Source organism: Moraxella bovis, assembly GCF_002014975.1.
Taxonomy (GTDB): Bacteria; Pseudomonadota; Gammaproteobacteria; order Pseudomonadales; family Moraxellaceae; genus Moraxella; species Moraxella bovis.
Genome location: NZ_MUXV01000015.1, coordinates 41,097 through 56,631, shown reverse-complemented (window position 1 = coordinate 56,631; position 15,535 = coordinate 41,097). Strand labels below are relative to the sequence as shown.

Below are 15,535 nucleotides of genomic sequence, written 5' to 3'. Positions count from 1 at the left end.
AAGAATTTTAGGGGGGTCATAGACATAATCCAAGTAAGAATTTATCCCACTAAATATTAAACAAGTCTCTTATTGCGTTAGCAATAACGACTAGTGTTAATACTTGTAGGATAAATTCAGAGTTTATCATGATGAACCTATTTTGTAGCTACAGATGAATTAAAACGCAGTCTTAACCCATTTGAATACCTTGGCAGTGGCATAAACGGTAAGTACCGCCATGCCGATAGAGCCTACAACCGCCGATAAACCTGTAATCATTGTCACGATTGGGGTCATGTCGGGTGCTGTTGGTGTATTGGCATTCGCAACACCAGCAGTCATAGCAACCCCAGTAACAAGAGCATAGCGACCAAATTTGTCTTTGTAGACATCTAATTTACTTTCTGGCTGAGTAATAACAGCTTTTTTATCGTCTGACATAATTCCTCCTGTACAGACTAAAAAAACGAACGCTTGACGGCTTTCACGGCAAATACAGTAGCGTAAATTAAAGCGACCGCAAAAATAAATTGCCCCATTTGTTCGTAACTAAGTTTAAAGCTACTGTAATCTACTGTTTGAACATAATTTAAGCATTCAAAACCTGATGAGGTTTCCCTAATTTTTGTGCATACGTAAATTATGTTCATAATATTAAACCTTAGGCGTGGTTACTGCTTTTGAGTAATCCTATTTAAAACAATTTTCGGTGACTTCTTGACGAATTTTTAAAATATCGGGGTAGGTTAAATTTTCCGTCTCATGAAGAAGTAAAAAACAATTAACTTCTGCGGTTAAATCATCTTTTTTAAAATGAAAAACAAAAAAAGGGAAAACAAGTAAAAAAGCTAAGATAAATGATTTTAATGTATGATAATCCATAAAAATGCCCCGATATTTTTAAAATTAAACCTTAGGCGTGGTTACTGCTTTTGGGGTGCGTTGGCGTGGCACAATTTCCATTTCTTTAGCATTGTCAAGGTCGGCAAAGATGACAACTTGAATTTGGTTGCCTTTTCTGTCTGTTGCAGTAACCATTTTTGTTCTAAGATAATATGGGTATTGGTGTTCGTGGAACTTCTTTAATTCGTCCAGATTGTTGTAGCGGTATTGGGCTTGTGCTTGTCCGCCTGCGTCAGGTTTTCTGTTGGTGTGCATGGCGATAATGTTTACATAGCGATAATCTTCGTAATCAGTGGGCTCAACGCCAAAGACAAGCAAATTACGCTCGTAAACTTCATCGGGGTGGTATTCGACGCCATCAACAACAATGGGCTTATTTTCAAAGTCAGTCATGGTTAATTCCTGTTTGGGTTTTGGGTTTTGGGGTGTTTAAGTCTTTGGGTATGGTAAGCACATCTAACTTTTCGGGGCGTGACTTGTTTGGTATGTCTGTTAAGATATCCAGTAGAATCTTATCATCACCAAAACACTGCCTAAAAAAGTGTATGTACCTGCCATATTGTCTTTGGACTAGCTTAATTGCTTGAGCAAAAGTGATTAACTCATTTTTGTCTCTTACTTCGTATTTGTCTAACGGTGTATCTTCTTCAATCAAATAAAAGCAGGGGTAAGCAGCGACCATATAATCAGTTGGATGTAAAAGCACGGATAAGGGAATATAAATATCACGGCTCTTAAACTCTACTTCGATTCTAAGCCAAATTGAATCTTGGTCGCCCAACTGTTTACCCTTTTCGTAAATTCGGCAGAATTTGGACGATTGGCGGGAGCCTATGTATAACGTCCTACCCTTGCCATTGGGCTTTTTCCAGTTGCCACGGTATTCAATTTCGGGGTTTCTACCGCCCTTGTTAAATCCGCCTTTTGAATGTATCTGGTCGAACAAATCGACGGTTAGGAACGTCTTTTCTAAGCTGTCATAAGCCAAATCAATGCGGGTAATGTTTGCTACTTTGAGAGAGTCTAGCCAGTCGAACAAATCAAATTCAAAATCAATGTTGGCATAATTGCACCCAGTGCCATTTATCATGATGAGTACAGTGTTTTTTTGTCCACCAATACAAACAAAACCTGCATTGTGTTCAAGAGTAAAACTTCGTCTATAAAAATTCCTGCCAGTTTGGTTTTCGGTATCAATAGCAAAGCCTATGATTTTTAACAATTTTCGGCTTATCTGATTGATAACATAATCTTCTAGGGCGGTATCTGACAACTCATGCTTACCTTGCGGTATAAAGTCATCCATTGAGATGACCACGTTTAACCAATCAATAGTACATTTTTGCCCCTGCAGGGGTTTGCGGACTAAGACGGTTTTTACTTCGCCGTTAAATATGACGGCATCGGTGTCATCGAGTGGCGTTTTGGCGTACAGTCTGCGAGTCGCCCTATCAGTTGCTATCTTGTCTCTTATCGCTTGCAGATAATCAGAGTCTTGCCCCCTTGCGCCTTTGGGCGGGCTAAGCTTGCCCCCTGCAACATGGTTCACGATTGGTCGGGGTAGCGTCATGGTTTCCTTCCTTGTCTTGCGCCTTTGGGCGGGCTAAGCTTGCCCCCTGCGGTGTTGGTTTGCACCCTTTACCCCCGTATTACTTTGGGGGGAAGTTTGCCCCTTTGGGGTTTTTGGGGCGTCTGTCCTAGGATTGGGCTTTTGGGATTGAACGGATGCGGGTTTATCCACAATCGAGCTGATCACTTACCCACAATTATTGCCCACAGGGTGTATCCACAATCGCCCGCCGTTGGTGTGTCCGCTGAACTATCATTTGGGGCTAGGCGGGCTCATGTGGATAACCCTGCAAGCCCCTGACGGGGTGGACAAAATTGGTGGATAAGTGGCTCTCATGTGGATAATTCCCTATCCGTTCAATCCGTTGTTATTGGTTTTTTAAATTTTTTTACTGGGCGGAGCCAGTAGCACGCATTGGGATTGATTGGGGTTTTGGGTATGCGACCCCTGCCGAGTCTTATCGGTGTTTCGCTGTTGTCAATCATTAATCATTAATCATTTTTTCACTTCGTTACAAAATGATTAATGATTAATAATTGCAACGCTCACACCTCCAACGGAGAGCCAGAGCCCGATTCGGGCAAGTTATCCCCCAAAGGTCAAGAGCAGTTAAACTCTATCGCTTTGGATTCTCCCGAGCTTCCAACGGTGTCGCCGTCGCCTGTCATCGGGCATGGGGCATTGGCATAAACCCCCACACGCGTGAATTACGGGTATACGCCCGCCTTTGCACCGTTCACGCCATCACGCCCCAACGCATTGTAAAGCCACTTAACGGCAAGGGTTGCCCCAATATACCGAACCGACATACAACAACGCATCGTAAAGCGTAATAATCCCTACGGTTGCCCACTCCGCAAAGTTCCCCCAGTCGTGGGCTTTATAATCCGCTCCCCTGTCGTCACTTATCCTACCACCAAGAGCGGATGCAAACTAGCTAAGCGACGCTATAACGCTCATTGTTAGCGTCATAGCACAGCTTTTTACACAGCTTTAAATGCCTTTTAATGCCGATTGGATAGCCGTAAAAAGCCCTACAATCGTCATCAATCTTTTTAATCTTATAATAGACGTCTATGGGTAAATGATAGGTGTACTTGTCCCCATATAGCTCAATAACAGCAGTTACCGAGCCACGAGCCTTTAAATATTTTATGGAATTATTTTTTATTTTTACGGAGTGTAATAGGTTGCCCCCTGCGGTGGTAGGATTGGACAACACATGGGGCGGGGGAGGGTTGCCCCCATCTTGCACAAGACAAGAAACGGAATGGGGGCAAAAGGGTTTGAAATGGGTTTTGGATTGTTTCATAGTTTGCTCCGTTTAAGCGTTAATGATAAAATTAAGCCCTTATGGGCGTTTAGGCGGTATAGCACTACCCCTAAACTTGTTTATATCCCTAGCAGAGATACAAAACATGAATGATACTGTTACCACTGACAAAGAATTTATAGAACTGTCAAATAGCACTATTGTTAGTGAAAATAACCCAGAACACATACTTAATGAAATGGGTAAATCATTTGAACAACAAGCGGCACAAGCCAAAATCCAAAATGAGCAAGCCATATAGCAAGTATCACAACAAATTAATAATGATGTTAATAACAGTATCTTGCCTATGTTTTACAGTCTGTCAGGATTCTTTGTAGTGCTTATCTTGGTTGCGGTCTTTGTCAAGGTATTTTCTTCTGATGAAAATAAAAAATAAATCAATAACCTTATCAAGCTGTATTGCCAAATAAATAGTTACCATGCCACCAAGAAAAGAAACCATCATAATTAGCGTAAAATAATTAGCTAAGTCTGTAATTTGATACATGATTGCCTTTTTGGTTGGTTGTGGTATAATCTTGGATTGACACCATAAAATGATGTAAATACACCATTTTATGGTGTAAAGCAGGTTAAAAAAATAACCTATCTACGTGAACATAATATTACACCATATTATGGTGTAAATCAAGAGGAATTTTTCATGATTAAGCAAATTTTTGAAAAAGCCATAGAAAAAGCAGGTAACCAAGAAAAGTTAGCCCAAAGACTGGGTATTACCCAACAAAGAGTAAGTACATTCAAAAATTACAAAGGAAAAGGCATAAAGCCCAGTGATACCATGATTGCTGAACTGGCAATTTATGTGGGCATGAACCCATTAGAGGCGATTTTGTTGTGCAAAGCAGAAACGGAGGGTAAAGAAAAAGCCATGCTTTGGGAAACATGGCTTTCTGAATATTGGCACTCCATAGGGGATTCGAACCCCTGTTACCGCCGTGAAAGGGCGGTGTCCTAGGCCTCTAGACGAATGGAGCACAAGAACGTAAAACTGATTACTTGCTAATTTAGCGATAATCGCTTTACCAACTTTTGAACGCTTTCACCGTGTCTCTCAAAAGTGAGGCTATTATAGCAGATTATTTTTGTCCGTCAAGCAAGATTTTTAAAAATTTTAATAAAGTTTATAACTTAATGAATTTTAATAAATTTTTAAAATTATCAATCTTTAAAATTGTTAAATTGCAGTGGCACGCCAAACGATTTTTCTTTTAAAAATGCCATACACGCTTGCAAATTATCCTTTTTCTTGTCGGACACACGGATTTTATCGCCTTGAATGCTTGCCGAGACTTTCAAATCGCTCTCTTTGATTGCCTTGCTGATTTTTTTGGCAGTGTCGCTGTCTAATCCGTCTTTTAGGTTGATGACTTGCTTGGTGTGTTTGCCTGATTGGGCTTTGCCCTGTGGGTCTAGGCTTTGCAAATCCACGCCACGCTTGATGAGCTGTTTTTCAAAAATGGCATAGACGTTGTCGGCTTGCAGTTCGTTGTCGCAGGTGATGGTTACGGTTTTGGCTTTGTCGTTTAGCTCTACCGTGATGTCGCTACCTTTAAAGTCAAAACGTGTGGCAATTTCTTTGTCGGTGTTGCCGATGGCGTTACGCACTTCTTGGACGTTTAATTCTGAAACGATGTCAAATGACGGCATGGTTTTTCCTTATTAAAGTTAAAAATATTAAATTGGTAAGGTTTTGATTTTAAATAAATTTCACTCGCCCTTAATGTCAAGCATGCCCATTTCATTAAAAATCTGACAAAACAGTTCGGCGGTTTTTTGGGTGTCATAAAGTGCCGAATGGGCGTGGCTATTATCAAACTCAATCCCCGCCATCAGGCAAGTTTTGGCAAGCACCGTATGCCCGTAGGCTAGGGCGGACAGGCTTGCCGTGTCTAGCACGCTAAACGCATGAAAAGGCGACTGATTTTTTGAATTGGTGCGGGCGATGACGGCATTTAAAAAACCCAAATCAAAATGAGCATTATGCCCCACCAAAATACATTGGCGACAGCCGTGAGCGTTTTTGGTGTCTTTTAGGGATTTAAAAATCTGGCGGATTGCCTTTTTTTCGTCTTGGGCGATGGCCTTGCGAAAGGGGCTGTCGGGGTTGATGCCTGTAAATTCTAGGGCGGATGGTTCCAAATTTGCCCCGACAAACGGCTCAATGTGGGCGTTTAACGCCTCGCCTTGATAGAGTTTGCCGTCATCATTCATCAAAATGGGAATACAGGCGATTTCAAGCAAAGCGTCCGTTTGGGCGTTAAATCCTGCCGTCTCCACGTCCACAACGACAGGCATAAAGCCCCGAAAGCGTTTGGCAAGGGGGGATTTTTCTTTGTCGCTCATTGTACTGACCACGCTAAGGGTTGCCTCGCCAAAAGTGGGGTTAGGCTTTTGTCGTCAAGGTAGGGGTAATTGTCGGGAATGACTTGCTCTTTTTTGACCAAAGTAATGGTGCTTTGATTGACAGGCAAGCCGTAGAATCTTGCCCCAAAGCGACTTGCAAAATTTTCTAATTTATCCAACGCTCCCACGCTCTCAAAAGCGGTGGCATACAGGGGCAAGGCGTGGGGGGCGGAGTAGCACCCTGCACAACCGCAAGCGGACTCTTTGGTGTGGGTGGCGTGGGGGGCGGAGTCCGTGCCTAAGAAAAATTTGGGATTGCCAGAGGTGGCGACTTCTAGCAGGCGTTGTTGGTGGTTGGCACGTTTTAGGATTGGTAGGCAATAAAAGTGCGGTTTGACTCCGCCCACCAGCATATGATTGCGGTTGAATAATAGGTGCTGTGGCGTGATGGTTGCCCCCACGTTGTCCTTTTGGGCAAGGCAAAAATCGGCAGCGTCTCTTGTAGTGATATGCTCCATGACGATGCGAAGTTCGGGGAAATTTTGGATAATCACAGACAAAATCTCATCCAAAAACCGCTTTTCACGGTCAAAAATATCCACGTCATGATGCGTAACTTCACCGTGAACAAGCAGGGGAATGCCGTGTTTTTGCATACTTTCAAACACGTCCGACCGCCCCAAAATGTCGGTAACGCCGTCTGACGAATTGGTGGTCGCCCCCGCAGGATAGAGCTTGACGGCTTGTACGATGCCTGAGGCTTTGGCACGGGCAATCTCATCGGCGGTGGTGTGGTCGGTCAAGTATAAGACCATGCGTGGGTCAAACGCATTTTTACGCTGGCTTGGAATATCGGCTTTGTCAAGGGCGGTCAAAATCCGCTCACGGTAGAGGGTCGCTTGTTCGGTCGTTTTGACGGGCGGGACTAGGTTTGGCATACAGATGACACGGTTAAAACTCTTGGCTGCGTGCGGTACAGTCGTGGCAAGAGCGTCATTATCACGCAGATGAATGTGCCAGTCGTCTGGCTGGATAAGGGTGAGAGTTTGGGGGGTGTTGGTCATGGCGGTTGGCTGGTTGTGGTAAAACTACTATTTTAAGGGTTGGGGGGATTTTGTCAAGTTTTATGGGAAAAAGCTGAAAAATAAACCCAAAAAAGCGATAATGGGAAAGGGTGTTTTAAAGGGGTTGTAGAAAATTTGGATGAATAAGCATTTTTAAAAATGGCAAAAAATAAGGGCAAACCTGAATTTACCCTTATTGATAAATATTTTGATATAGTTTAATCAATTGAACCCAACTGTACCACAAGCAAATCAGCGTCCACATCGGGCAAAATGCTGTCGGCGGTTGCTCCTGCCAACCATGCTGATAGCCCTGTACGCTTGTGGCGACCGATGACGACTAAGTCAATGGCGTGGGTGTTGCAGTAATCCACGATGCCTTTACGTCCTGAGATGGCGGTTTTGATTTTAGCGTTGTGGGCGTGTAGGTTGTTGCGTGCCAACACCTCGGCAAGACGAGTGCGAGCCACTTGGCAACGCTCATCATCTATCTCTTCGTGCAGAGCGGAGGCAGGGATTAGCTCATAACCGAAGCCGAGCATGGTCTCTTCGACCACATGTAACACAGACAGCTGAGCAGATGGCGATGAATCCAGAATCCATTTGGCTTTACTGGCGACAATGTCGGTGTCGTCATTTAAGTCGGTAACAAGTAACACGTGCTGATACATGGCAAACTCCTTAATAAAGGTGTGAAAAGGATACCGCTTAGTTGATAAATAACAGTATAGCAAAATCCCCCATGAATGCAAGGGATATTTTGGGTAGATTTTGGGATAATTTTGCTAAAATGATGAAAAAATTTGATAAAATAGAAATAAGCCCTTTTTGATGTTCCTGCTATGAAAAACCCAACCAGTCGCACTGCCAACAGAGTGATAGATGTGATTTTTGTTCACCCTAAACACCGCAGTTATGTCATTTGGCATGATGGCGTGTTTTATCAGCTCACACGCATGAACCTGACCCAAAAAGCGTGGGATAGGCGAACGGTGTATGATGGCTTGTTAGATGAGATTTTTGTGGCCAAGGAATCGTGCGAGCAGGGTGAGACGGATGAGCGCGCTTGGCAAGAGCTGGGCTTGAACGTAGTAAAACTGCCCGATGAGCTACACAGCATTACCGCCAGTAAGTTTTTGGCTTGGTGGACGGTCAATCGTTACAGCTTTTGGCATGTCAAAGATGCCAGAGATGTTAGTGACAAGGACGTGCAAAATCAGCCTGAGCCAATAGCAGGGCAAACGCCACAGCAAAAAATACAGCAAGAGGTGGGGGCGAAGCCACAGGTAAGCACTAACACCGTCCAACAATCTGCTATGGATAGCAAGGCTAGTAAAAATGGCGACGTGATGGATATGCCGTGCAGACCAACCAAGCCAATCAAGCATTGACAGAACAGACACAAATGCAGGTACCGCCAAAATCCACTCATAAGCCCCATAAACCATTAGAACAGCTGTCAGGCGATGATATTTTTGATGCCCTGCTTGATGATTTGGTGAATGAAGTCAGTCATTTAAGATAAGTGGTAAAAGACAGGTGCGACCAAAGAGCTTTTAAAGTTGTCATAAATTTAATAATATGTAGATGTAGGAACGTGCTGAGCACGTCCTTTTTAGTAATGAACTTCGCACATTGATTATAAACTATTGATTTTAAATAATTTATTTTTTAATTAAGTTTTCAATACCAACAATAATACCAACAAAATCAAAAGTAACCCCCATTTTGTATATTTTTCAATCAATTTTTTGGGGTGGTGGGGCGGTGTTTTAGGTGGTGGATTGTAACTTTATGTAACTTTGTTACTATGGAGAAAAACGGACATTTTTTCAGAAAAAGAAATTTTTTTATACATGAGATGGGGCGTGGTGTCCGTTGGCTGTCCCTGCCTAAACTTTTGACCCGCCCCCGATGGGGTGGGGTCTGATTGGTTGGGGTGGGTGGTGGCTGGGTTAATAATGAATGGTTATTGAATAAATGGCGGACGGTATGGCTCTTTTAATGGGCGTTGCGTACTTATTTTATCTTGGTGGGCTTGTTGTTTTTAAAATCACCACCCCAAAACCTTACCAAATTATCTAAGTTATTCAAAAATCACCCTGTAAGCCTTACACCACAAGGGTTTAAAATTTGGTAGGGTGTTTCTAAGTTATTCTAAGTTATTACCAAATTAACGCCATTACCACCATATATCCACCGCATACCAATCCACAAAAATAATAAAAACAATATAAATCAATCACTTATGTTTATATCAAGGGGGCTAGGTGTCTGCCAATAACTTAGAAAGACTTAGAATAACTTAGATGACGGGGCAATAACTTAGAAAGTAGATGGGATAACAATATGACAAAGGGACAACCGTTTGATGATTGCCCCTTGTGGCGTGACTATTGGCTGGGAAGTAGTGCAGGGTTTAGCTCTATGGTTCGCTTGGGTCTGCGGTTGGTGGTCTCGGTGTCCAAATAAATGTAGTTGCCATCACTCAACAGCTCTAAGGCGTTATTAAGTGTCTCTTTGTCTGTCAAATGTTTGGGGGCATTGGTTTGCAAGTAAGAGTAATAAAACTTGTCTTTGCCTGTGGCGTGGGCTTTTTTAATCAGCCATTGTAATAGCTTTTCGGCATCGGTGATGTCGGTGGTAATGTCGTCATAGCGTCTACGCTCGTTGGCGGAGTAATTGACGATTTTGATAGCTCCTTCAATGTCGCTCGTATCAATGCCGTGCTTGTCATTGAACCATGCAAATAAAGCCCCTAAGCGTGTGGCATTCTCCACCATACGGCTGGCATAGGCTTTGGCGTTGTGGTTTGTACCACCTTTTTGCTGGCTTTTTTCTACATCACACCAATAGTCTTGCGTGATTTTTAGGGCTGGTGCTGTCCATGCTAGGCGTTTTCGTTTGCCGTCTTTGGGCGGTGTTTCCAAAAATTTTAGACATCTTTTCCAGTACCGTTGTAATGTCTCATCCATCATAAAATTATCCGTGATAAGCTGGCGATTACCACGATTATCAGGCGGAAAAGCAAATAAACAGCGTGGTAGTAGCCCTTGTTGGGTCAAACGTGGGTTGTTTAGTGCTGGCTTGATTGCCACATCTTGCCCACTTAAAAACAGCGTCAAACGCACATTATAAGCCACTTGATTGCCTGTGTTGTTTATCGTTACTCGTTCGGCGATGCCCTTGCTATAAATATCACAAATCGCCCCAATGCTTGACCCTGCGGTTTCGGCTTTTAGGCTTGCACCTTCTAGCAGGTTTGCCCCTTCGTCTGCGGTGTAGCTGGCGTTTTGGTAGTTGCCATCGGTAAAGCCTTGCATGACTTTTTGAATGCTCCCACTACCAAACATACTGCGTGGGTCGGTGGGTTTGTTGTTTCGTTCATGAAATGATTTGATTTCTTTTTTGGTCTTGCTGGATAATTCGTTATCATACGAACGCTTTTCATCTTTGTAAAGCTCATATTCTGCCTTTTCGTGGTCTATGATGGCTTTATGGGTGATTTTAATGGTTTGGGTTTTACCGCTCCCACTTTCGCCCTGCACCACCAAAAATAAGCTCGCTGGGTTATAATCGCTGTTGATGTAGGGTGCATCAATAAATCCCTGTCCAATGTGGCTAATCGCTCCCAATACGCCAAATCCTGCCATAGACAACGGCACTTGCTGATAGTAGGCTACTTTTTGCACCACTTTGGCAAGCAGAGGCGGAAAAGCGTCCACAGGGAAGGGGGTTTCTATGTTTTTGACTTCATCAAATGGCACAATCTCGCCCCATTTGTCGCCTTCGTTGCCACCATTGCTATTTTGGGTGGTCGGTGGTATCATGGTGGCGTTTTGTGTTTGTTTGCTTTTAAAATCCTGCTGGCTCATGGTCGGCAGGGTTTTTATTTGGGCTTGGGCATTGCTGGCGTTCACGCCTGCCATGTACCATCTTTGTAATACATCAAAAGCGTCATCAGACCGGTCTAATGGTTCAGCCTGTGCCATCTTATCCACATCTACCACATCATAAGCGATATTAAGCCCGTCTAGGGCGACTTCTGCCCTGCCGTATCATAATCACGCCACAAACGCACCTGATAGCCCTGTAAGGGGGTCAAATCGGTGTTGTTTGTACTGCTAGACGCACCAGCAGTAACGGCAAAAATACCAATGCTCATGAGTGCGTTGGCACATTTTTCCCCTTCCACAAAATACACCATTTCGCCCTGTGGTAGGGTGGCAAGTTGTGGCAGGTTGTAAAGCGGTTTGGCTTTGGGGTTGTATCGGGCGTTTGCCCCTGTCGGTTCGCCCAAATAAAAGCGATTGCCGTCATACCAGCAAGGTTTTATCCATTTCTTGCCGTCCTTGTCAAATCTCGGCTTAAAGTACAGTAAACTGCCGTCTTTATCACAATAGGGATAAATGGCGGTTAAATGGCTCATGGTAAAGCCTTGTTTGTGCAGGTCTTTATCCGTACTCAATAGCTGATTAACCAATGATTGTAGCAATTGGCTATTGGTACAATCAAAATGGGGGTATCGGGCGGTTGGTGTATGTGGGTTCATGGTGTTTTCCTTATTTTTGTGTGATGTTTAGGTCTTGGCAGGCGGTAACAAAATCGCACCTATGATAACGCTGGTAAAAGTCGATGACATCGCCACCGCTCACCCCACACCCGAAACAGTAAAAAGCCCCTGTATCTTTATTAATGCTTAGGCTGGGCGTTTTGTCGCCATGAAAACAGCATTTCACATTGGTTTGCTTGCCTTTTAGGGTAATGCCATAACGGGCGTAAAAGCTCACGGGGTCGGGCTTGTGATTGGTGTTAAATTGGGCGTATGGCTCAAAGGGTGCTTGGTTGGCTTTGCCTTGCCCCTGTGTGCTTGTGTTGCCCTGTGCGGTGGTGGGCTGGGTGTTCACGCCTGCGGTGTGTGAATGATTGCCAAAGGCTTTTTGGCTAAAAAACGCATTAGGGGCGAACAATGGGCGGTTAAATGGTAAATGGGTCTTGGTCATGATAATGCCTTGTTGTATCCTGTGAATGATGACGATGTGCCACCAAACAAAAAACCATTTACCCCAAATGTGGTGTAAATGGTCTTTGGGGGCGTTGCCTTGTAGGGGGCTACGGGCGGTGTTCGGTGGTGGCTAGTAGGGTGTTACTGCTGTCTTTGGTGTTATTTGCCATGTTGTAGCATGCTTGCTGGATTAGCTGGCATAGCGTGGCAAACCCCGTAACATCGTCCTTATGCTGTTTTAGTAGCTCTACTGCCTCTGAGAGTAGATAAAAGTTTTGCTCTGCCATCACAAATTCATCGGCATGGCATTCCATATCATGCTTGGATACGCCGATACGGTCGTTTGGGTGGGTGGTGTGCTTAGCCATGACTTGCCCCCTGTAAGTGGTTGGGTAGGTATTGGCTGGCTTTATCCAGCAGGCATTCGGCAAGATATTCCAAATCAGTAGCACTATATAGGGCGTTACCTGCAATGCTTTTAATGTGCCATTCGCTTAGGTTGGCATAGTGCAGGGCGGAAAAAGCACCAGCAAGATTGTGTAGCGTAACTTTAATGGTCTCTATCTCGTCCAAAATGTCCGTATGATAGACATCTATGGGAATGTTAACGCTGGTGGCAGGCGTGGCGGTGGTGCGTGGGTTGTAGCCCTGTGTGATGTTTGCCATAGCGGTGCTTTGGCGGTTGCAGGGTGGACAGGTAGGCACGGCAGGGGCGGTGATGTCGGTGGTGTTTGGGGTGGCATGGTATGTACTATGTGGGGCATGTGTATTCATGGGGAATACTCCTGTTAGTTTAGTGGATTTCGCTACCCCACATAAAGGGTGGCAGGTCTCAACTACCGCTAACATACGGCTGGGGTTATTTCCTGTAACAGGTGTTGTATTTGCCCCTATCAACCCGCCATAAACTTGTGATAATTCTTGATTATCCAGTAATGACGATTGCTCTACGCCTGTGGTGCTGTCATGGCAAACAGCAGGCGTAAAAATAGCCAATGTATGACGGCTTGGCTTTGCCGATGTTAGTTTAGTAGTGGCGGTATTGTCGCCCACGCTTGGGGTTTTTTCAAGTGAAATATTTTCACTATTTAAGTTAATAAGATTAAAAATATTCATGTATTACCTGTTTTTGTGTGGATTATATGGGTTTGAGGGCAGGCGTGGCGGTTTGGCTCACGCCTGCGGTGTGGGGCGATTAAAAAGGGTGGTCGCCATTCTCTGGTAAATCACAATAAGGCTCTAAGGTGTTCATTACTTCATGGATATGCCTATTAAAAAATATTGCATTGTTAAACGCCCATTCTTGAAGTCTGGGCAAAAGTTTTGCACTAGGTTCATCAAGTTTAAAAATGGTTTTCATTTCATCAAATCTAAATCGTGCGTCTGTATCCAATTTTTCCAATAATCTGTAACACTTGGTCGCCTGCTCTGTTGTCATGGCTGAGGTCTGGTCTGTCATGGGTTCATTTTCCTATGGGTTTGCCATTATTTTGGCGTTTGAGTTTGGGTTTGGTGGTTTTATTGGTCGCTTTGCCTGTGATTGCCTTGTCTTTTGGGGTTTTGGCAGGCGTGGCGGTCTTTTGGGGGCTGTTGCCCGTGATGATGTCGTGATATAGGGTTTTTGCTTTCTCCTTGTCTTTGATGAAATATATCTTATAGCGTGAATTGGGGGTAATCTCCCACCGCCAATCAATGATAAAGCCCATTTTTCTAAGCTCAGCAATGCGAGAAGTTAGACTAATGATGTTTAGGGTGTTCACGGCATATTTAACATGGACATCTATACCGTCCAATAAACAGGCTAAAACTCGCCAATTTTGGCGGTTTTTGTGGGCGTGGGTAATGGGTAGCATACGATAGCTCCGATTGGTTTAATGCTTGGTGGTGCTGTGGTAGGGCGTTTTGGTTAGGTCGTCCGCCTGTTCTAGGCTGTCTATCCAGTCTAGGACATCGCTGTTACGCCATGCGGTTACGCTCGGGGATAGCTTGACGGGTGGGGGAAATTTACCCACTTTGACCCATGCGTAAATCGTGGTTTTGGATAGTCCTGTCATCATGCACACCGTTTTAAGTCGGCTAATGCCTTGACGGGGGAAAATGTCGCCCTTTGCGTTGGTGTGTGGGGTGGTAGGTGGTTTGGTTTTTGGGGTCATGATATACGCCTTTTTTCCGTGATTGAACCATAACGGTTGTTTGAGTTTGTGGGCGTATTGTAGGCGTTGTGATTGGTAGGGGCAACAAAACACCCCCATACGACATCAGTAAGGGGGTGATTAGGGGTGATAGGGGGGTCCTACATTTTCTGTGTTCACTCAATTTGGGTGGTTAGGCGTTCTTTACGGTCTTTTTCTGCTTGTTTTAATGCACTTTCTATCCATTCATAGGTTTTATTTTCTCGGTTGTCATGCTTAAAAATATGCCTAACGGTTTGGGCGTAAGTTTTAAATCCATGTTCTTGCATGATGTGTAAATACTTTTCGCCTAATGCTTTTCGCTCCTGTCTTTGGGGATCGGTGGCTTTTAGGGCGTGTTGTTTGCCTTGCTCTTGCTGGATTTGCTTGTGAATGCTGGCTTTGTCATTATCGGATAATAAGCCAAATTTTAATATCCTATTTTGTGATAAACCATACAAATGCTTTGCACCGCCTAGCACTTCCAGCGATTTATTGGCAAGGCATAGGGCATAAAAGGGCTGTTTTTGCTCATAAAATCTACTGGAAAAATATTTCATGGCAAGGTGTAATGATAGAAGTTCAAGCGTTCTTTGGCGTACGGCAGGCGTGGGCAAGGGCTGGGGGTTGGCTTGGGCGATGTTGGCAAATAAATCATCAAGGGCAGGGCTAAATAGCGTGGTATGCGATAAATAGCCAAACAGCTCAACCATGTTTAAATCATCGCTATCAGGGTTTAGCTGGTGGGCGATGTCTGCACAAATGGCAGTAATGTCGGATATACAATAGTTGATTTGTACTTGGTAATCCTTTGGTAGGGATACATTGATAAAAAAGTCCAGTATCATGCCAACAATGTAAACGACATTCATGCCATCACAATGATAATCCATGAGCGTTTTATCATCATACGGGTTAAATTCTTGGGCGATGTTTTCCCATTCGGTGTGGTTCATGTCATGCCTTACCATGCCTTAGCGGATAAATGAGTGGTGGGCGGTGCGTTTTAAGGCATGAAAAATAAACGCTTTTCGGTAGCTACTCCTAGCCCACTTTTGCCATATTAGCCATAATATGCCCGTTTGTCAATATCGGACGGTATGGGAATGATTGGCGGTGGTGGGTAGGGCGGTTAATGGTGTGGGTGGCAGGCGTGGC

Annotated in this window: 23 protein-coding genes and 1 tRNA gene; 4 read left to right on the top strand and 20 right to left on the bottom strand. The window is 44.1% G+C overall.

The window, feature by feature from the left end; translation table 11 throughout:
- Positions 1–159: 159 nt before the first annotated feature.
- The 4 genes from B0182_RS04145 to B0182_RS04130 form a co-directional block, all read right to left on the bottom strand.
- Positions 160–423, bottom strand: coding sequence for a major capsid protein (locus B0182_RS04145; RefSeq protein WP_078273726.1), 264 nt, complete (start codon positions 421–423; stop codon positions 160–162).
- 249 nt (positions 424–672) lie between these two features.
- Positions 673–864 (bottom strand): hypothetical protein, encoded by a 192-nt coding sequence (locus B0182_RS04140; protein ID WP_078273725.1) that lies wholly within the window; start codon positions 862–864, stop codon positions 673–675.
- A gap of 24 nt (positions 865–888) precedes the next feature.
- A complete protein-coding gene (locus B0182_RS04135; RefSeq protein ID WP_078273724.1) occupies positions 889–1,278 on the bottom strand; it encodes a hypothetical protein in 390 nt (129 codons plus the stop codon).
- Positions 1,271–2,455: a replication initiation factor domain-containing protein gene (locus B0182_RS04130; protein WP_078273723.1), complete on the bottom strand. Its 1,185-nt coding sequence runs from the start codon at positions 2,453–2,455 to the stop codon at positions 1,271–1,273. Before B0182_RS04130 ends, B0182_RS04135 begins: the two co-directional genes overlap by 8 nt.
- Before the next feature lie 525 nt (positions 2,456–2,980).
- Between B0182_RS04130 and B0182_RS14230 the strand changes: the two genes are divergently transcribed.
- Positions 2,981–3,145 carry a hypothetical protein gene (locus tag B0182_RS14230; RefSeq protein ID WP_158079621.1) on the top strand — a complete coding sequence of 55 codons (165 nt, stop codon included), beginning with the start codon at positions 2,981–2,983 and terminating at the stop codon, positions 3,143–3,145.
- 247 nt (positions 3,146–3,392) lie between these two features.
- On the opposite strand, the gene B0182_RS04125 is transcribed toward B0182_RS14230, so the two are convergent.
- Positions 3,393–3,767 (bottom strand): hypothetical protein, encoded by a 375-nt coding sequence (locus B0182_RS04125; protein WP_078273722.1) that lies wholly within the window; start codon positions 3,765–3,767, stop codon positions 3,393–3,395.
- A gap of 22 nt (positions 3,768–3,789) precedes the next feature.
- Between B0182_RS04125 and B0182_RS14225 the strand changes: the two genes are divergently transcribed.
- A complete protein-coding gene (locus B0182_RS14225; protein ID WP_078273721.1) occupies positions 3,790–4,029 on the top strand; it encodes a hypothetical protein in 240 nt (79 codons plus the stop codon).
- A 63-nt stretch (positions 4,030–4,092) separates the two neighbouring features.
- On the opposite strand, the gene B0182_RS14220 is transcribed toward B0182_RS14225, so the two are convergent.
- From B0182_RS14220 to B0182_RS04090, 6 genes are all read right to left on the bottom strand, one after another.
- Positions 4,093–4,236, bottom strand: coding sequence for a hypothetical protein (locus B0182_RS14220; protein WP_158079619.1), 144 nt, complete (start codon positions 4,234–4,236; stop codon positions 4,093–4,095).
- 456 nt (positions 4,237–4,692) lie between these two features.
- A tRNA-Glu gene (locus B0182_RS04110) sits at positions 4,693–4,768 on the bottom strand.
- Between the two features lie 184 nt (positions 4,769–4,952).
- Positions 4,953–5,441, bottom strand: coding sequence for a YajQ family cyclic di-GMP-binding protein (locus tag B0182_RS04105; protein WP_078273719.1), 489 nt, complete (start codon positions 5,439–5,441; stop codon positions 4,953–4,955).
- Between the two features lie 60 nt (positions 5,442–5,501).
- Positions 5,502–6,137, bottom strand: coding sequence for a ribonuclease T (gene rnt, locus B0182_RS04100; protein WP_078273718.1), 636 nt, complete (start codon positions 6,135–6,137; stop codon positions 5,502–5,504).
- Positions 6,134–7,201: a dihydroorotase gene (gene pyrC / locus B0182_RS04095; protein WP_078273717.1), complete on the bottom strand. Its 1,068-nt coding sequence runs from the start codon at positions 7,199–7,201 to the stop codon at positions 6,134–6,136. Before pyrC ends, rnt begins: the two co-directional genes overlap by 4 nt.
- A gap of 218 nt (positions 7,202–7,419) precedes the next feature.
- Positions 7,420–7,872 (bottom strand): universal stress protein, encoded by a 453-nt coding sequence (locus B0182_RS04090; RefSeq protein WP_029103381.1) that lies wholly within the window; start codon positions 7,870–7,872, stop codon positions 7,420–7,422.
- A 171-nt stretch (positions 7,873–8,043) separates the two neighbouring features.
- Between B0182_RS04090 and B0182_RS04085 the strand changes: the two genes are divergently transcribed.
- Both B0182_RS04085 and B0182_RS14215 read left to right on the top strand, forming a co-directional pair.
- Entirely contained in the window at positions 8,044–8,592 is a 549-nt protein-coding gene (locus tag B0182_RS04085; protein ID WP_078273716.1) for a hypothetical protein, read from the top strand.
- The gene (locus tag B0182_RS14215) at positions 8,562–8,726 is read left to right on the top strand and encodes a hypothetical protein (protein ID WP_158079618.1); all 165 of its coding nucleotides are present in this window, start codon (positions 8,562–8,564) and stop codon (positions 8,724–8,726) included. The genes B0182_RS04085 and B0182_RS14215 overlap by 31 nt, the downstream gene beginning before the upstream one ends.
- Positions 8,727–9,594: 868 nt before the next feature.
- Here B0182_RS14215 and B0182_RS04080 read toward each other — a convergent pair.
- The 9 genes from B0182_RS04080 to B0182_RS04040 form a co-directional block, all read right to left on the bottom strand.
- Positions 9,595–11,193 carry a DUF3987 domain-containing protein gene (locus tag B0182_RS04080; RefSeq protein ID WP_078273715.1) on the bottom strand — a complete coding sequence of 533 codons (1,599 nt, stop codon included), beginning with the start codon at positions 11,191–11,193 and terminating at the stop codon, positions 9,595–9,597.
- Positions 11,194–11,234: 41 nt separating this feature from the next.
- Entirely contained in the window at positions 11,235–11,753 is a 519-nt protein-coding gene (locus tag B0182_RS04075) for a hypothetical protein (protein WP_078273714.1), read from the bottom strand.
- A 10-nt stretch (positions 11,754–11,763) separates the two neighbouring features.
- Positions 11,764–12,204: a CHC2 zinc finger domain-containing protein gene (locus B0182_RS04070; RefSeq protein ID WP_078273713.1), complete on the bottom strand. Its 441-nt coding sequence runs from the start codon at positions 12,202–12,204 to the stop codon at positions 11,764–11,766.
- A gap of 109 nt (positions 12,205–12,313) precedes the next feature.
- Positions 12,314–12,574, bottom strand: coding sequence for a hypothetical protein (locus B0182_RS04065; RefSeq protein ID WP_078273712.1), 261 nt, complete (start codon positions 12,572–12,574; stop codon positions 12,314–12,316).
- On the bottom strand, positions 12,567–13,322 hold the full coding sequence (locus B0182_RS04060; RefSeq protein WP_078273711.1) for a hypothetical protein: 756 nt from the start codon (positions 13,320–13,322) through the stop codon (positions 12,567–12,569). Before B0182_RS04060 ends, B0182_RS04065 begins: the two co-directional genes overlap by 8 nt.
- Before the next feature lie 79 nt (positions 13,323–13,401).
- Positions 13,402–13,665 (bottom strand): hypothetical protein, encoded by a 264-nt coding sequence (locus tag B0182_RS04055; protein ID WP_078273710.1) that lies wholly within the window; start codon positions 13,663–13,665, stop codon positions 13,402–13,404.
- A gap of 4 nt (positions 13,666–13,669) precedes the next feature.
- Positions 13,670–14,059, bottom strand: coding sequence for a helix-turn-helix domain-containing protein (locus B0182_RS04050; protein ID WP_078273709.1), 390 nt, complete (start codon positions 14,057–14,059; stop codon positions 13,670–13,672).
- Between the two features lie 18 nt (positions 14,060–14,077).
- Positions 14,078–14,359 carry a helix-turn-helix transcriptional regulator gene (locus B0182_RS04045; RefSeq protein WP_078273708.1) on the bottom strand — a complete coding sequence of 94 codons (282 nt, stop codon included), beginning with the start codon at positions 14,357–14,359 and terminating at the stop codon, positions 14,078–14,080.
- Positions 14,360–14,514: 155 nt separating this feature from the next.
- On the bottom strand, positions 14,515–15,333 hold the full coding sequence (locus B0182_RS04040; protein WP_078273707.1) for a hypothetical protein: 819 nt from the start codon (positions 15,331–15,333) through the stop codon (positions 14,515–14,517).
- Between the last annotated feature and the right edge of the window lie 202 nt (positions 15,334–15,535).

Excerpts from the sequence above, each read along its gene's own strand:
- B0182_RS04055 (WP_078273710.1), bottom strand. The coding sequence starts at position 13,665 with ATGACAGACCAGACCTCAGCCATGACAACAGAGCAGGCGACCAAGTGT.
- B0182_RS04145 (WP_078273726.1), bottom strand. The coding sequence starts at position 423 with ATGTCAGACGATAAAAAAGCTGTTATTACTCAGCCAGAAAGTAAATTA.
- B0182_RS04085 (WP_078273716.1), top strand. The coding sequence starts at position 8,044 with ATGAAAAACCCAACCAGTCGCACTGCCAACAGAGTGATAGATGTGATT.
- pyrC (WP_078273717.1), bottom strand. The coding sequence starts at position 7,201 with ATGACCAACACCCCCCAAACTCTCACCCTTATCCAGCCAGACGACTGG.
- B0182_RS04105 (WP_078273719.1), bottom strand. The coding sequence starts at position 5,441 with ATGCCGTCATTTGACATCGTTTCAGAATTAAACGTCCAAGAAGTGCGT.
- B0182_RS04040 (WP_078273707.1), bottom strand. The coding sequence starts at position 15,333 with ATGAACCACACCGAATGGGAAAACATCGCCCAAGAATTTAACCCGTAT.
- B0182_RS04090 (WP_029103381.1), bottom strand. The coding sequence starts at position 7,872 with ATGTATCAGCACGTGTTACTTGTTACCGACTTAAATGACGACACCGAC.
- B0182_RS04050 (WP_078273709.1), bottom strand. The coding sequence starts at position 14,059 with ATGCTACCCATTACCCACGCCCACAAAAACCGCCAAAATTGGCGAGTT.
- B0182_RS04070 (WP_078273713.1), bottom strand. The coding sequence starts at position 12,204 with ATGACCAAGACCCATTTACCATTTAACCGCCCATTGTTCGCCCCTAAT.
- rnt (WP_078273718.1), bottom strand. The coding sequence starts at position 6,137 with ATGAGCGACAAAGAAAAATCCCCCCTTGCCAAACGCTTTCGGGGCTTT.
- B0182_RS04075 (WP_078273714.1), bottom strand. The coding sequence starts at position 11,753 with ATGAACCCACATACACCAACCGCCCGATACCCCCATTTTGATTGTACC.
- B0182_RS04060 (WP_078273711.1), bottom strand. The coding sequence starts at position 13,322 with ATGAATATTTTTAATCTTATTAACTTAAATAGTGAAAATATTTCACTT.
- B0182_RS04080 (WP_078273715.1), bottom strand. The coding sequence starts at position 11,193 with ATGGCACAGGCTGAACCATTAGACCGGTCTGATGACGCTTTTGATGTA.
- B0182_RS14230 (WP_158079621.1), top strand. The coding sequence starts at position 2,981 with ATGATTAATAATTGCAACGCTCACACCTCCAACGGAGAGCCAGAGCCC.
- B0182_RS04045 (WP_078273708.1), bottom strand. The coding sequence starts at position 14,359 with ATGACCCCAAAAACCAAACCACCTACCACCCCACACACCAACGCAAAG.
- B0182_RS04135 (WP_078273724.1), bottom strand. The coding sequence starts at position 1,278 with ATGACTGACTTTGAAAATAAGCCCATTGTTGTTGATGGCGTCGAATAC.
- B0182_RS04130 (WP_078273723.1), bottom strand. The coding sequence starts at position 2,455 with ATGACGCTACCCCGACCAATCGTGAACCATGTTGCAGGGGGCAAGCTT.
- B0182_RS14220 (WP_158079619.1), bottom strand. The coding sequence starts at position 4,236 with ATGATGGTTTCTTTTCTTGGTGGCATGGTAACTATTTATTTGGCAATA.
- B0182_RS04125 (WP_078273722.1), bottom strand. The coding sequence starts at position 3,767 with ATGAAACAATCCAAAACCCATTTCAAACCCTTTTGCCCCCATTCCGTT.
- B0182_RS14225 (WP_078273721.1), top strand. The coding sequence starts at position 3,790 with ATGATAAAATTAAGCCCTTATGGGCGTTTAGGCGGTATAGCACTACCC.
- B0182_RS04065 (WP_078273712.1), bottom strand. The coding sequence starts at position 12,574 with ATGGCTAAGCACACCACCCACCCAAACGACCGTATCGGCGTATCCAAG.
- B0182_RS04140 (WP_078273725.1), bottom strand. The coding sequence starts at position 864 with ATGGATTATCATACATTAAAATCATTTATCTTAGCTTTTTTACTTGTT.